This is a genomic window from Herbiconiux gentiana, assembly GCF_024978135.1.
Lineage (GTDB): Bacteria > Actinomycetota > Actinomycetes > Actinomycetales > Microbacteriaceae > Herbiconiux > Herbiconiux gentiana.
This window is the reverse complement of record NZ_JANTEZ010000001.1, coordinates 251084-265286: the sequence shown is the minus strand read 5'-3', so window position 1 is coordinate 265286 and position 14203 is coordinate 251084. Positions and strand designations below refer to the sequence as shown.

The window sequence follows — 14203 nt, the reverse complement described above, 5'->3', positions numbered from 1 at the left end:
GGGCGCACCGTGAGCGAGCCTGAGGATCTCGCGATCGTCGGTCGAGGGCTTTCGGACGGGGCTCGTGAACTGGCCGTCACCATCATCGCCCTGCAACGCTCCATCGTCCGGAGCGCCCGCACGATGGCGAGTCTTCCTCCCCTGCCCACCGCGCAGGCGGAGGTAATCGGCAAGCTGGTGGCCAAGGGCCCGCTCACCTTCGTGGCCCTCGCGTCAGAGCTGGGCCTTGCCCGGCCGACGATCAGCAACCTCGTCAAGGTGATGGTCGCCGAGGGGCTCCTCACACGGCGTCCGAGCGAGTCCGATGGCCGTGCGGTCATCCTGGACGCCACCCCCGCCGCAGTCGAGATGACCACGACATTCCTCAGGCAGAGGGACGACCTGGTGGCTGTGGCTCTCGAGGGGTTGAGTGAACCGGATCGCCGCTGGGCGCTCGCCGTGCTTCCCTCGCTGCGCCAGCTCACCGAGAAGCTCGAGCAGGTGACGGTGAGTCAGCAGAGCCCTGCGGCCTACCTCACAGAAGTCGAGGAGTAGTCCCGGGTGTCCGTCGTGAGCCACGAGTGGGCATCCGCATAGAACTTCTCGAGCAGGTCGAGCCGATCGTCCCCGGGCAGGTCGTCCGGCACGGTGTACCCCGCGCGGAGATTCAGATAGCGCAGGTGCCGATAGGACGCCCGTCCGCTCGCCAGCGTCTCCTGGTCGAGATCGAGCTGAACACCGGGGCTGACCGTATCGATCCTGTCCTTGCAGTAGATGGAGTCGAAGGAGCCCATCCGCCAGTGGCCGTCGCGGCGCTCGAACCGGGAGAAGAAGCGGCACCAGCTGGTGACGTCGCACTGGATGCCGTCGATGGTGGGCCGGATGAGGATCTGACCCGCGCTCTCGACGGTTGCTCGATCGCCGGAGGCGTTGACGCGGACCGGCGTGATGGCATGGATTCCGCGTCCACGCCCCCGCTGCTCCTGATCGCGGGAGATGTCGACGAACTCCTCGATGGTGCCATCGAACCAGGTCACCCGAACCGCGGCGCCCGGCCAGTACAGTGTCGACAATTCATCCCAAGCGGCGGTATCGCGGGCCATCCGCTCTCGTTTGACGAGGGCCGACAGTTCTTGATGTGTCACTGACGAAGGCGCCAGTGAGAGGGGGTTGGACAAGGGACTCCTTAGGCCGATTCGGCGGATTCTTGATCGGACTCTGCGTGCTCGTGATCGATGAGTTCGAGTTCTTCGAGCAGATTCTCCAGGGCGGGCAACGCACCCTCGATGATCTCGCGATCTTTTCTCGACAATCGCCCGAGGGCGTCGTTGAGAATCACCAGTCGATCGCGCCGGAACTCATTGAGCACCGATCGCCCGCGTTCGGTGGAGACAACCAGGATGGAGCGCGCATCCTCGAGGGAGCGTGCTCTGACGACCAGGCCGTCCTTCTCCAACCGTTTGAGCAGGTTGCTGACCGTGGGCCGGGCCAGCCGCAACTCATCCGCGAGTTGAGCGGGTGTGGACTCCCCGAGGGCCACGAGGCGGCGCAGGATGGTCACCTGCGATTCGACGGACGGCATCGACTCGGCGGCTCGGGAGGCGCGGGTCACGGTGCGCCAGACTGCGGGGAACAGGTGCGAGAGCCGAGCCGCAGTCGTGCCGTTCCCCGCGGAGACGACCTCAGGGACTGGCTTCCGTCGAGTGGCCGCGGAACCCTCGGGATCGTCCGGGAGGCCATCCTGATTCGGGCGATCTGCGTCGAGTCCGCTCATCCGGTCGTCCCCCCCTCGGTCAGGCCGGACAGCACGCGGCGCTGAAGGACGACGTAGGCGATGAACAGCGGGATGCTGGTCATCACGACACTCGCGAAGACGAGGTTCCAGCGCACGGCACCCGTTGGCGCGAGGGCGAATGAGTAGAGGGTCAGTGGCAGGGTGGCATTCGCCTTGCCGGCAAGCAGGAACAGCGCGAACAGGAAGTCGTTCCAGACTCCGATGACCAGCATGACCGCCCCGGTGAACAGCACGGGGCGCATGAGAGGAAGAATCACGTGCCAGTAGGTGCGGAGCCGTCCGGCGCCGTCCAACTGCGCGGCCTCCTCGTAATCGGTCGGAAGCGTGCGGACGAACCCGACGGCGAGGAAGATGATGACACCGACCTTAGTGGCGGTGAGCACGAGCATGTATCCCCAGGTCGTTCCCTGCAGCCCGATCTTCGTGAGAATGAAGATCGTCGGGATGATGGCCGGCGGCAGCATGATCGACATGGCCGAGATGAAGAATGTGACACGGAGGCCCATGGCATTCGACCGTGCGTAGGCCCAGGCGGCCATCGACCCGAGAATGAGCACGACGACCACGACCGGAATGGCGATCAGAAGACTGTTCCCGAGTCCGACGAAGTAGTTGCCCTCGGTGAAGACCTTGGTGTAGTTCTCGACGGCTGCCCATTCGGTGGGCAGAGCGAGTGACAGTACCGACGATTCGCCCTCCGTCTTGAAGGAGTTCACGAGGAGCATCCAGAGGGGGACGGCCACCCACGGAACCGCGAAGATCCCGAGGAAGATGTACTTGAGTGTCTGCTGCAGGCGGGATGCCTGCATGGGTGACGTGGTGCTCACAGTCGTACCTCCCGGCGACGAAGTGCGGAGATCAGCGGGATGGCGATGACGACACCGATGACCGCGATGACGAGGCTGAGGGCGCTGGCTGTTCCGAACAGGCCCTGACCGTACTGGCGGTAGGACGCCACTTGCAGGACGGTGGTCGCGTCTCCGGGGCCGCCGCCAGTGGCCGCGAAGATGATGTCGAGAGAGCTCAGTGCCCCCACGATGCCGATCACGACGTTGAAGGAGAAGGCCGGTGCAAGCAGAGGCACCTTCACCTTCCAGAAACGTCGCCAGGGACCGGCGCCATCGAGCGCTGCAGCTTCGAAGAGCTGCTTGGGGATGGCGTTCAGGCCCGCGATGTAGACGGTCATGGCCAACCCCACCCATTTCCACGCATCGACGAACGCGACGGCGACGAGGGCGCTGACGGGGTTCCCCAGCCAGGAGTACACGAAGCCGCCGGGCAGGATTGCGGAGAGGAACTGGTTGAGGGGGCCTTGCGCGGCGAGAAGAGCCGCCCAGATGTAGCCGGCGGCGAGACCTGAGACGAGAACCGGGATGAAGAAGACCGCTCGGAAGACGTTGTTCACCCGGGTGGGCTCCTGCAAGGCGTTTGCGAGGAAGAGACCCCCGACGTTCTGAACGAGCATCGAAACCGCCGCGTAGACGAGCGTGATGAGCACGGCGTGCCCGAGAACCCCCAGGTCGGCGAGCGTTCGGAAGTTCTCGAAGCCGTTCCAGGTGATGTCGCTGCTGTAGGCCGTCCACTGAGTGAATGCGAAGCCGGCATTCGCCAGGAACGGGACCAGGAAGAACGCCAGCACGAGGATGATCGCCGGGAGTGCGAACCAGAAGTGCCAGGTGGGATGGAAGCGGCGGGGTCGCCGCGGAGCGTTGAACGCGCCGCGGCGACCCTGTCGGGTTGTGCTAGTCATTGTGGATGTCTACCTAGGTCACTCGCCGATTGCGGCTTTGGCCTGCTCGTACAGCGTCTGCACGGAGTCGGCTGCCTGCTGAGGGGTGGACTGGCCGGCGAGAAGCTTCTGCACCTCGCCACTGAGGCCACCACCGAAGCCCGGGAGGCCGACCCAGTACGTCGCCGTGCCGTCGGTTGAGGCCTTGTCGATGTCCTGCATGAGGCCCTGGAGCTCCGGGGTGGTGACCCCACTGAAGGTGGGGATGATCTTCGCGGCATCGAGGTAGTCCTGGTAGGCAGGCCCGGTGACGAAGTTGATGAAGTCGCGCGCGGCTGCCTCTTTGGCGCTGTCGCCGGTCTTCGGCAGGTACAGCGTGCCCGACGGGTTGCCGTGGCTGTTGGCGACGGGTGAGGTTGCGGAAACCGCGACGAAACCGACTGTCGCATCCACCGTGGCTGCATCGGCAAGCGCGTCGAGCCGGCTGACGGCGTTCGTGTCGCTGGCGAACATCGCCACGGAACCGTCCATCAGACCCTTGGCCTGCGCTTCCTCCGTGCCGGTCGTGGCGTCGTCGTTGAAGCAGCCCTGATCGCGCAGCCCGGCGTAGGCCTCGAACCCCTTGACGATCGGACCGTCGGGGTCGTTGATCTTCTCGCTACCGTCGGCGATGGCGTCGGAGAAAGCGGAGTCGACGTTGCTCTCGGCGATGTAGTTGCTCGAGGCGAGATTCATGACCGCCCCTGTGGTGCCGGCTTCATAGATCGGAGTGACGCCGGGGGTGGAGCCGAGGAGCGTCGAGCAGATGGACGCGAGATCGTCATAGCTCTGGGGCGCTTCGAGCCCGGCGTCGGCGAACACCTTCTTGTTGTAGTACACGCCGGTGACGGCCAGAGGGCCGAGCTGAGCCGAGTAGACCTTATCGTCGAAGGTTCCACCGTTCAACGCGACGGCATCGGCGGTCTTGACGAACGTCATGTCGCTGAGGTCTTGGAGGTTCTGAAGCGGGTTGAGTGCAAGCATCGGAGCCGGGTCGCCGAGCCAACCGAGGATGTCCGGCTTCTCGCCGGCCGCCCACTTCGTCTGGATGACATTCATGAGCTCGGGCGGAGGAACGTCGAAGATGTCGAGCTTGTTGCCCGACTCCTCTTCCCAGGCGTGATAGAGATCGAGAAGTTCGGGGGAGTCGAACGCCGGGTGCCAGAGCGTGAGGGTCAGTCCCGTGGGCGGGTCGCCGGAGTCTGTTCCCTCGCTCGAGCCCGCGGAGCATGCCGTGAGGCTCACTCCTAAAGCGAGGATGGTGAGGGCTGCGACCCCACCGGTTCGGATACGCATCATCGTGCAACCAATCTGTCTTCGTTGAGCAGGGGTTAGGTAACGACGATCGATTGCTTCGATCTTCACTCAGTATCGTGCAGCATTCGATGTCGTGAACAGAAGGTCCCATAGGTTTGTCAAGAAATCAATACCTGTCCGACGAGAAACTACCTCCCGCATCGACTCCTCGCCGCTTCGATCAGCCGACTTGTCAGTAAATCCGGACGATAAGCGAGATCGAGGTGACGATTTGGTCACGGCTTCTCGCGACTCAATGGCACATTCAGAAGTCAACACCAGTAGGTGACAAAACTAATTGTCCCGGCTATGCTCATCGAAACGCCGCGAGTTCTTCAGAAACCGCCGGCACACGAGGCAAGGAGGCCCCATGGGCGTCAACGAGCGAGCCGACCGCACGGCCAACGCGACCGAGGTGGTGTTGTCCGACGGTTTCGTCGTCGATTCCGTCGGGCTCGGTACCGCACCGATGGGTGTCGATGAGACGGCACAGGCCGTAGCCAGCGCAGTCGCGTGCGGGTACAGACTCATCGACACCGGGTCGGCGTACGGAAACGAAGTCGGCGTCGGAGACGGTCTCCGGCACGCAGGCCTTCCGCGCGCTGACGTGAAGGTGATCACGAAGCTGCGTGGCGCCGATCAGGGTGGGCGCGACACCGAGCGCGCGGTGCACGAGTCGCTGGAGCGATTGGGGCTCGACTACGTCGACCTTTATCTGATCCATTGGCCGCTCCCGGCGGTCGGCAAGTACGCCGATTCCTTCAGCACGATGATCCGGCTGCGTGATCAGGGGTTGATCAGGAGCATCGGGACCTCGAATTTCCTCCCGGAGCATCTCGAGCGTCTCGAGCTCGAGACGGGTGAACTCCCCACGGTCAACCAGATCGAGGTGCATCCGGGTTTCAGCCAGGACGCGATCAGGGAGTGGCATCGAGCTCACGGCATTCGAACCATGGCGTACAGCCCGTTGGGCCGAGGTACCGGGGTTCTCTCATCACCGGTGCTGAGCGAGCTGGCCCGGCGTCATGGAGTGACACCGGCACAGATCGTGCTCCGTTGGCACCTCGAACAAGCGGTCATCCCCCTTCCCCGTTCAGCCTCTCCCGAACGCCAGCGGGAGAACCGCGACGTGTTCGGTTTCGCGCTCACCGCTGCCGAAGTGGCGGAGATCACGTCGGCATTCCCGCAGATGCGGGTCGGACACGACCCGCGGACTCACGAAGAGTTCTGAGCGCCCTGCAGAAGGCACCCGCCGGTGCGCTCCGAACCCCGTCATCCACACCGCCCCTAGAACACCAGTCAGGAGAACCCATGTCTCTCACCACCGAAGAAGCCGAACAGATCCTCGCCGCCTGCGCCGCCGCTGCGCGGGAGCACGGCTACGAGGTCGGGATCGCTGTCGCCGACGAGCATGGTGATGCACTCGTGGCGCGCCGCAGCGAGGAGAAGACCGGCCTCACGCTCCGGCTCTCGCTCGCGAAGGCGTACACGGCCGCCATCATGCGGAAGCCCTCCCGAACCCTCGACGACTGGCAGCAGACGCGCCCGATCGTGTTGTCCGCACTGTCCCAGCTCGGTCAGTATCCCATCGTGCCCGGCGACGGGGGCATGCCCATTCTCCGCGAGGGCAAGGTCATCGGCGGTGTCGGCATGTCCGGCGCTCCAGAGCTGGAGGACACCATCATCCAGGGTGTTCTGCGCACTCTGGGCTTCGACGACATCTCCGCCTGACAGGACGCACGCATCATGACCAGATTGAACACTCCCGTCACGACCGAATCCGGCCCCGTTCTGGGAGTACCCGCGCGTCTCCCCGGTGTTGCGGTCTACAAGGGGATCCCATTCGGGGCGTCGACCGCAGGCGAAGCGCGCTGGCGCCCAGCCGGGCCGGTCACGCCCTGGACCGAGGTGCGCACCGCCGATACGTTCGGCCCTGTTCCCCCGCAGGAGGAAGAGGCGGCCGGGCTCGCTCAAGACGAAGACTGTCTCCACGTGAACGTCTGGACGAGCGTCGAGCCCAGCGACGCCCCGCGCCCCGTGCTGGTGTGGATCTACGGCGGCCGGTTCGCTTTCGGACACGGCTCCGACCCGTATTTCGACGGCTCGACGCTCGCCTCCAAGGGCGTCACCGTCGTCACGTTCAACTACCGCACCGGCGCCTTCGGATTTCTCGCCCACCCCGAGCTCAGTGACGAGAGCGGCCATGGTGCATCCGGGAACTACGGCCTTCTCGACCAGATCTCTGCACTCCGCTGGGTGCAACGCAACATCGGGCAGTTCGGTGGCGACCCCGATCGGGTCACCGTCGCGGGTCAATCCGGTGGGGGCGCATCGACGCTGATGCTGACGTATTCACCGCTCGCCCGTGGCCTGTTCCATCAGGTCATCGTCGAGAGCGCCGCACTCTTTCCTCGAGACCCGGCGATCGCAACGCTCAGTCCCTCACATCGCGAACTCGCACAGGCGGAGAACGATGGTGCGGCCTTCGCCGCGTCCCTCGGCGCAGAGACGGTGGCACAGCTGCGGGCACTCCCCACCGATCGGCTGAGGACTCCGACCATGCTCACTGACCCGAGCGTTCCCGGCACCCCCGGGCCGCCGCTGTTTCGCCCGACGGTCGATGGCTGGGTGCTGCCGAGCTCGTACTGGGACGTGGTGGCGTCGGGTACACAGAATCCTGTTCGGGTACTGTGCGGCAACAATCTCGACGAGTCGGGTGCGAAACCGCGCCCGACGATCACGCTCGCGGAATATCTCGCGTATGCGTCGGCTCGCTATGGCGACCAGGTGGACGAGTTTCTGGCCCTCTACCCGGCCGATGACGACGAGACGGCGCGCGCGTCGCACAACCGGGCCTTGCAGGAGGGCACCCGGATCTCGACCTGGCTCTTGGCCCAGGAGTGGCAACGCACAGTGAGGGCCCCGTTCTACACCTACTACTGGACGCACCGTCCGCCGAGCGATGCCGGTGCCGAGCGGGGCGCGTACCACGGGTCGGAGATGCCTTACTTCCTCGGGAATCTGCAGGTCGAGAACCTTGACTATCAGACCGTCGACCGGGAGATCTCGTCGATCATGGTCGACTACCTCGTCGACTTCATCGCCTCGGGAGACCCCAACGGTGTCGGCCTGCCAGTCTGGCCTCCCGTCGGTGACGCACCGGTGACGTTCGAGCTCGGCCCGGTCTGGTCACCGATGCTCATTGCTCCGAGCGACCACGTCGATTTCTTCCGCCGCTTCTTCGCCACCCAGCGCTCATGGTGAACACGCAGGATGCGGAGGATCTGCGGGATTCGTCTTCCTTGAGGGTCGGCGGAGGTCGATCTGTCGTCAATCTCGAGGGCATTCTGCCCCACGACGGCTTCACGACGATCCTCGATCCTCTCGTCGCTCGCGTGGTGCTCTTCGATGGTGGACATGGCCGCACGGTGCTCACGACACTCGACGTCACCTCCGTGCCCGATCGCACCCTAGAGCGGGCGAAGCAGGCGGTCAGCGCTGAGACGGGTGCTCCGCACGATCAGGTCATCGTGGTCGCCAGCCACACGTTCAGTGCTCCGCATGTGCACCCGGCCAGCACGTCCACCGAGAGGTCAGCCGAGCTCCGCAACGACGCGTTCGAGGATCGTCTGGTCGCCGCGTGCGCCGATGCCGCCCGCATCGCCGTCGTGCAGCTGAGAGCCGCTCGAGTCGAGACCGCGCGGGGCGATTGCCCGGTTGGGGTCAACCGCGATGTGGAGACGTCCGACGGATGGGGTCTGGGCATGAATGAGTCGAGCCCGACCGATCCCCGACTGGATGTCCTGACCCTCCGCGGATTCGACGGCACGCCGATCGCCGTGCTCGTCAATGTCGCGGTGCAGCCATCCGTGATGAATGGTGCACGCGGCGACGACGGCGGACTTCTCGTCAGCGGCGACCTCGCTGGTGTCTTCTGCGCACTGATCGAAGACGAGTTCCCGGGGAGCACGGCCTTCTTCCTCCCGGGCGCCGCCGGCGATCAAGCCCCGCGTGTCGACCCGTCTGCTGTGCGGAGTGATCCGTACAGCGAGGTGCGCCGCATCGCCCACCTCATGCGGGCGGAGGTGGCGCGCTGCATGACGGAGGGCCGCGTCGCTCGACGTTCGCTCCCCACCGTGGTGGATCGCGCGGTCGTCACCGTTCCCGGACAGCAAGCTCTGCCTCGCGAGAAGATCGCACCCACGCGGACTCACCGTTTCACCCCGGACGAGCCGCGCGACGTGCCCCTGGCCGTTCTGCGGATAGGCGGGGTGCGTCTGCTCTGCGTGCAACCCGAGCTGTCCGTCCGAACCGGGCAGACGATTCGATCAGCGGTCACCGGCGAGCCGATACTGGTCGTCACGATGGCTGACGGCGCCGCGAAGTACCTCCCCGAAGCGGCCGCCTACCAGCGGATCACCTACGAGGCGCTGTCGTCTTCGTATGCCCAGGGGGCGGCCGAGACGGTGGCTTCGGCCGCGGTGCACCTGCTCAAGGGAAACCCCGGGGCTCAGTTCATGCCGGTCGGGCCTCCTCCAGGCGGTTCCCCGTCTGCGTGGGCTCATCCCGAATTCGATGAAGAGGCCTTCGCCGCATCCCGGGCAGGCAAGAATCTCGTGCGCATGCAGGAGATCTACGACCGGTACCCCGACGATGAGCTCGGCGCTGATGTCATCGCTCACTGGGCGGCCCGTGGCGTGCGCAAAGAAGCCTTCGAGATCGGCACCGATCGGGCTTACGCGGTCTTCACCCCCACCGATCTGGACTCCACCCAACGCTACGCACTCGTGTACGTGTCGCATGGTGGGAGGGAACCCATCAATCGCACGGAGACGCGCGGATTCCCGGCACTCGCCGGCATCCAGAAGTTCATCGCAGTGCTGCCGTGGAACGGTGGACCGTCCAACGAGGACGTCGAGCAGGAGTTCCCGCGCATCCTCGACGACCTCCTGCGCCGCGGATATCCGGTGGACCTCGGCCGCGTGTACGCCGTGGGCTATTCCGCCGGCTCCGACGCGACGGGCGTGCTCGCATGCGTGTACCCGGACGTTCTCGCCGCCGTCTCTCCGAGCCCGAGCGGCAACCTCTTCGCCAAAGGTCGCTGGTATCAGGATCCCGCGTCGTACGCACGCAACACGGACCACGGACTTCCGTTCATCGCGGTCGGCGGCACGCTCGACGGCGGAGACCGATTTCCCTTGGCGGCCGCGGACCACCTGCGGAACTTCGACATCTGGATGGAGCACATCGTCAAGCTGCCCGCCTACCGCGCCATCAGCCTTGCTCAGACTCGCGCCATCGCAGAGTCGTCACCTGACCCGGTGAAGCGCGCTTTCGGTATCGACTTCGATCGCACGTTCACCGCCGACTTCGAAGACCTCGACTGGCTCTTCGGAGACTTTCTCGACCACGATGGAGTAGCGCGTGCGCGTTTCGCGGCCGGCGTAGGGCTGCCGCACGCGCAGACCGCGTCTCACGTGCCCATCATCTGGGACTTCCTGCGACACTTCAGCAAGAACGAATCGACCGGCGCGAGCGTTCACAGCCCGGTCGTTCTCGACGGCATCCGTCGCGCGCCGAGGGCATCGTGATGCCGGTAGAACTCACCCGGCAGCACGACAGGGCGAGCGACGGGCAGCGATACCAGGTGGTGATCGCGGCTTTCGACGGCCCGGCGGCGCTCGTTCCCGCGTCGGGGGGCGACCCGCAATTCGTGCCGGCCAAGAACGCGCTGGGCCCCGGGATGTCTGCCGCGGCACTCGCGGCGGGAACCGCCCTGTGGGTGTTTCCCCCGGCCTCGACCGACGACCACGAAGCCGCTGCCGTGCTCGCCGAGAGGACGGTCGACAGAATCGGCTCGGTCACCACCGATTTCGCGCTCCTGAACCTCGACGCCGAGATCCTCGCCGGACACCGCCGGGTGCTCACGGCCACCCTGTGGCCGTTGTTCTCCCTCGCCGAGAACGAGGCCGCCGCTTCTGTCGTCACACCGAGCACAGCCGATTGGTCGGCGTTCTGCGCCGTCAACGAGGCGTTCGCCCGCTATGTCGACGACCATGCGGCATCCGGGGCGCGGGTGATGGTGCGTGAACTGGCGCTCCTTCTCGTGCCCGGTCTTCTCCGGCGCTCGCGCCCCGATCTCTCCGTCGCGTTCTTCACCTTCGCGCCGTGGGGCACCTCGGAAGCGCTCCGCCGACTCCCGCGCTGGCTCGACGACGTGATCGTGGATGCGCTGTCGGCTCCCGCCGACGTGGGCTTCCTGTCCTCGGGCAGCGTTCGGCGATTCTACGACGCGATGCGCGACCGGTGCTCCGGCACGGTTCCGCGAAGTGCGGCCTACCGGCTTCCCATCGACAGCGCAGAGATCGCCGGAAAAGCCCTTGCGCCCGCAACGGAGACCCTCGTCGACGAGCTCGCGCGCGATAGCGCGTCGCTGCGGATCATCGCTCGGGCGGAGCGGGCCGAGCGGCCGGCGAACCTCCTGGGCGGGTTGGCGGCCTACCGGGAGATGCTCTCGCTTTACCCGCAATGGCGGGAGCGGGTCGTGCACCTCAACGCCGTGTTTCCCGGGGGAGAGGACATCGCGGGCGGTTCAGTACTCGCCGCGGCCAAACACCTGGCCGATCTGATCAACGCGGAGTTCGGCACATCCGATTGGCTGCCCGTCGACTTCGCTTCAGGGGTCGACTACGCGCGCTCGCTCGCGCTCATGCGCATCGCCGACGTGTTCGTCGCGACCCCCACTGTCGAATCCATGAGCATCACCACCTGGGAGGCGATCGAGCTCAACGAGCGTTCTGCCGCGTTCGTCTTCTCTCGAACCAGTGGCGTCGCGGAGCTCTTCCCCCACGATGCAGCGGTCGTCGATGCGCTCGATGTCACAGCGACGGCCCGGGCGATGCACGAGGCACTCCTCGTGCCGAAAGACGCCCGGCAGGAACGTCTCGGGCGCATGCGTCACGGTGTGCGCACCTGGTCTCCGGCAGAGTGGTTCGCGGCGCAACTGGATGGCGTCGCCGGAGCGGAAGCCGACGAGGGAGCGCGGGCGAACTAGCCGGTCACGACCGTTCAGCGGCCGCCAGTTCCGACTTCCATGCCCGGAAGCCCTCCTCGGTGCGGCCTTCTCTCCAGTACCCGGAGATCGACAACCGCTCCCGCGGGAGGCCCCGCTCATTCTTCAGATAAGGGCGGATGCGGTGCATCACCTCATCCGCTTCGCCGTGCACGAACGCCTGCACGATGCCGTCACGCCACGGCACCGCGCGCACGGCGGCCTCGAGGGCGCCGGGCCCGGGTGTGGTGCTCCGGTGCACGAAACGCACATCCACGTTCCGGCGTCGAGCGATAGCGGGCTCGTGTTCCGGCGACTCCACCAGGGCGACGAGCGAGACGGCGGCGTCGGTGTCGAGGGCGTCCAACGCCGCGAGCACGGCGGGGAGCGCCGACTCGTCGCCGACCAGCAGATGCCAATCCGCATCGGGGTCGGGTCGGTAGGCTCCGCCGGGTCCGCTGACCATGAGGCCGTCGCCTTCTCGGGCGCGGGCGGCCCATCTCCCGGCGACCCCCTCGTCGCCATGCACCACGAAGTCGATCGCCATGGTTCCGGCGTCGACGTCGGGGCTCAGCGCGGTGTAGGTGCGCACCTCCGGCAGCTGTTCCGGAGGCATGGTGCCCCGGAGTGCTCGCACGTCGATCGGGTCGGGGTAGTTCACCCCGGGCCGCGGAAAGATCAGTTTCACGTAGCGGTCTGTGAAGACCGACTCGGCGAATGCCGACAGATCGGCGGAGTGCAGGTGGACGCGGCGGATGGTCGGTGTGACCCAGGTCGTTCCCGTCACGGTGAGCGTCGTGGTCATAGCGTTCCTCTCGATCGGCCGGGACCCCGACCTCGTGCTTCAGTTCGGGATGAGCGTGTACTTCGTCGACAGGTACTCGTGAATCCCCTCAGCCCCGCCCTCGCGGCCGATCCCCGACTGCTTGACGCCGCCGAACGGTGCGGCGGCGTTCGAGAGCACTCCCACGTTTAGGCCCATCATCCCGGTGTCGAGTCGGTCGATCATCCGCTGGCCGCGCGCGAGGTTCTCGGTGAACACGTACGACACCAGCCCGTACTCGGTGTCATTGGCGAGGCGCACGGCCTCGGCCTCTTCGGTGAACTCCACGATCGACACCACCGGCCCGAAGATCTCATCGCGCAGGATGTCGCTGCCGAGCGGCACCCCGGTGACAACGGTCGGCGCGTAGAAGCTACCCGGCCCGTCGATCCTGTGACCGCCGGCGATGACCGTGGCGCCGCGGGACACCGCATCCTGCACCAGCTCGTCGGCCTTGTCGACCGCCTTGTCGTTGATGAGCGGGCCGACGGCGACACCCTCCTCGGTGCCGCGGCCGATCCGCATCGCGGTCACCGCGGCCGCCAATCGCGTGGCGAACTCGCCGCCCACGGAGGAGTGCACGATGAAGCGGTTCGCCGCGGTGCAGGCCTGCCCCGTGTTGCGGAACTTGGCGGCGAGGGCCCCCGCGACGGCCTTGTCGAGGTCGGCGTCGTCGAACACGACGAAAGGCGCATTTCCCCCGAGCTCCATCGAGGTGCGCAGCACGTTCTCGGCGGCCTGTGTGATGAGAGCCCGGCCGACCGGGGTCGACCCGGTGAAGGAGAGCTTACGCAGGCGCGGGTCGGAGATGATCGGAGCGGAGACCTCGGCCGACGCCGAGGTGGTGATCACGTTGAGTACCCCGGCGGGCAGCCCGGCCCGCTCGAAGAGGGTGGCGAGCAGGAGCGTTGTGAGCGGTGTGAGCTCGGCGGGCTTGATCACCACGGTGCAGCCCGCGGCCAGGGCGGGCGCGATCTTGCGGGTCGCCATCGCGAGCGGAAAATTCCAGGGGGTGATGAGGTAACAGGGCCCGACGGGTCGCTGCGACACCACCATCTGCCCCGTGCCCTCGGGGTTGGAGCCGTATCGGCCGCCGATCCGCACCGCCTCTTCGCTGAACCAGCGCAGAAACTCGCCGCCGGACGAGACCTCGCCGAGCGCCTCCGCGAACGGCTTGCCCATCTCCAGGGTCATGAGCAGGGCCACGTCGTCGCGGTGCTCCTGCAGCAGGTCGAAGGTGCGCCGGAGGATCTCGGCGCGCACCCGCGGCGCGGTGGCGGCCCAGGCATCCTGAGCCGCCACCGCCGCGTCGAGGGCCCGGAGGCCGTCGGCGGGCGAGGCGTCAGCGATGGATGCCAGCACCTCACCGGTCGCCGGGTCGAGCACGTCGAGGGTGCCGCCGGTCGACGCCTCGACCCACGAACCATCGATCAGCAGACGGTTCGGGATGCGGGCGAGCAGTTCGCGTTCGTCGGTTGCGGTCATGACGGG

The 14203-nt window shown here is 66.4% G+C and carries 13 protein-coding genes; 6 read left to right on the top strand and 7 right to left on the bottom strand.

Annotated features, from left to right (window positions below; all coding sequences use genetic code 11):
• Nucleotides 1-9 precede the first annotated feature (9 nt).
• Nucleotides 10-534 carry a MarR family winged helix-turn-helix transcriptional regulator gene (locus tag NVV95_RS01210; RefSeq protein WP_259484712.1) on the top strand — a complete coding sequence of 175 codons (525 nt, stop codon included), beginning with the start codon at nt 10-12 and terminating at the stop codon, nt 532-534.
• Here the strand turns inward: NVV95_RS01210 and NVV95_RS01205 are convergent.
• From NVV95_RS01205 to NVV95_RS01185, 5 genes are read right to left on the bottom strand one after another with little or no spacing between them, the layout of a single operon-like run.
• Nucleotides 510-1124: a nuclear transport factor 2 family protein gene (locus NVV95_RS01205; RefSeq protein WP_259485192.1), complete on the bottom strand. Its 615-nt coding sequence runs from the start codon at nt 1122-1124 to the stop codon at nt 510-512. The genes NVV95_RS01210 and NVV95_RS01205 overlap by 25 nt on opposite strands.
• A 41-nt stretch (nt 1125-1165) precedes the next feature.
• Nucleotides 1166-1753 (bottom strand): MarR family winged helix-turn-helix transcriptional regulator, encoded by a 588-nt coding sequence (locus NVV95_RS01200; protein WP_259484711.1) that lies wholly within the window; start codon nt 1751-1753, stop codon nt 1166-1168.
• Complete coding sequence (locus NVV95_RS01195; RefSeq protein ID WP_259484710.1) at nt 1750-2601, bottom strand: carbohydrate ABC transporter permease; 852 nt, start codon at nt 2599-2601, stop codon at nt 1750-1752. Before NVV95_RS01195 ends, NVV95_RS01200 begins: the two co-directional genes overlap by 4 nt.
• On the bottom strand, nt 2598-3524 hold the full coding sequence (locus tag NVV95_RS01190; protein WP_259484709.1) for a carbohydrate ABC transporter permease: 927 nt from the start codon (nt 3522-3524) through the stop codon (nt 2598-2600). Before NVV95_RS01190 ends, NVV95_RS01195 begins: the two co-directional genes overlap by 4 nt.
• Before the next feature lie 18 nt (nt 3525-3542).
• Nucleotides 3543-4907, bottom strand: coding sequence for an ABC transporter substrate-binding protein (locus NVV95_RS01185; RefSeq protein WP_259484708.1), 1365 nt, complete (start codon nt 4905-4907; stop codon nt 3543-3545).
• Nucleotides 4908-5208: 301 nt separating this feature from the next.
• Here NVV95_RS01185 and NVV95_RS01180 point away from each other — a divergent pair, with 301 nt between their 5' ends.
• From NVV95_RS01180 to NVV95_RS01160, 5 genes are all read left to right on the top strand, one after another.
• Nucleotides 5209-6069 carry an aldo/keto reductase gene (locus NVV95_RS01180; protein WP_259484707.1) on the top strand — a complete coding sequence of 287 codons (861 nt, stop codon included), beginning with the start codon at nt 5209-5211 and terminating at the stop codon, nt 6067-6069.
• Between the two features lie 80 nt (nt 6070-6149).
• Nucleotides 6150-6569: a GlcG/HbpS family heme-binding protein gene (locus tag NVV95_RS01175; protein WP_259484706.1), complete on the top strand. Its 420-nt coding sequence runs from the start codon at nt 6150-6152 to the stop codon at nt 6567-6569.
• Nucleotides 6570-6584: 15 nt separating this feature from the next.
• Entirely contained in the window at nt 6585-8102 is a 1518-nt protein-coding gene (locus NVV95_RS01170; RefSeq protein ID WP_259484705.1) for a carboxylesterase/lipase family protein, read from the top strand.
• Complete coding sequence (locus tag NVV95_RS01165) at nt 8096-10429, top strand: alpha/beta hydrolase family protein (protein WP_259484704.1); 2334 nt, start codon at nt 8096-8098, stop codon at nt 10427-10429. The genes NVV95_RS01170 and NVV95_RS01165 overlap by 7 nt, the downstream gene beginning before the upstream one ends.
• Nucleotides 10429-11892: a trehalose-6-phosphate synthase gene (locus tag NVV95_RS01160; RefSeq protein ID WP_259484703.1), complete on the top strand. Its 1464-nt coding sequence runs from the start codon at nt 10429-10431 to the stop codon at nt 11890-11892. The genes NVV95_RS01165 and NVV95_RS01160 overlap by 1 nt, the downstream gene beginning before the upstream one ends.
• A 4-nt stretch (nt 11893-11896) precedes the next feature.
• Here NVV95_RS01160 and NVV95_RS01155 read toward each other — a convergent pair whose 3' ends face one another.
• Both NVV95_RS01155 and NVV95_RS01150 read right to left on the bottom strand, forming a co-directional pair.
• Nucleotides 11897-12694 (bottom strand): siderophore-interacting protein, encoded by a 798-nt coding sequence (locus tag NVV95_RS01155; protein ID WP_259484702.1) that lies wholly within the window; start codon nt 12692-12694, stop codon nt 11897-11899.
• Nucleotides 12695-12733: 39 nt separating this feature from the next.
• Entirely contained in the window at nt 12734-14197 is a 1464-nt protein-coding gene (locus NVV95_RS01150; protein WP_259484701.1) for an NAD-dependent succinate-semialdehyde dehydrogenase, read from the bottom strand.
• Nucleotides 14198-14203: the final 6 nt, after the last annotated feature.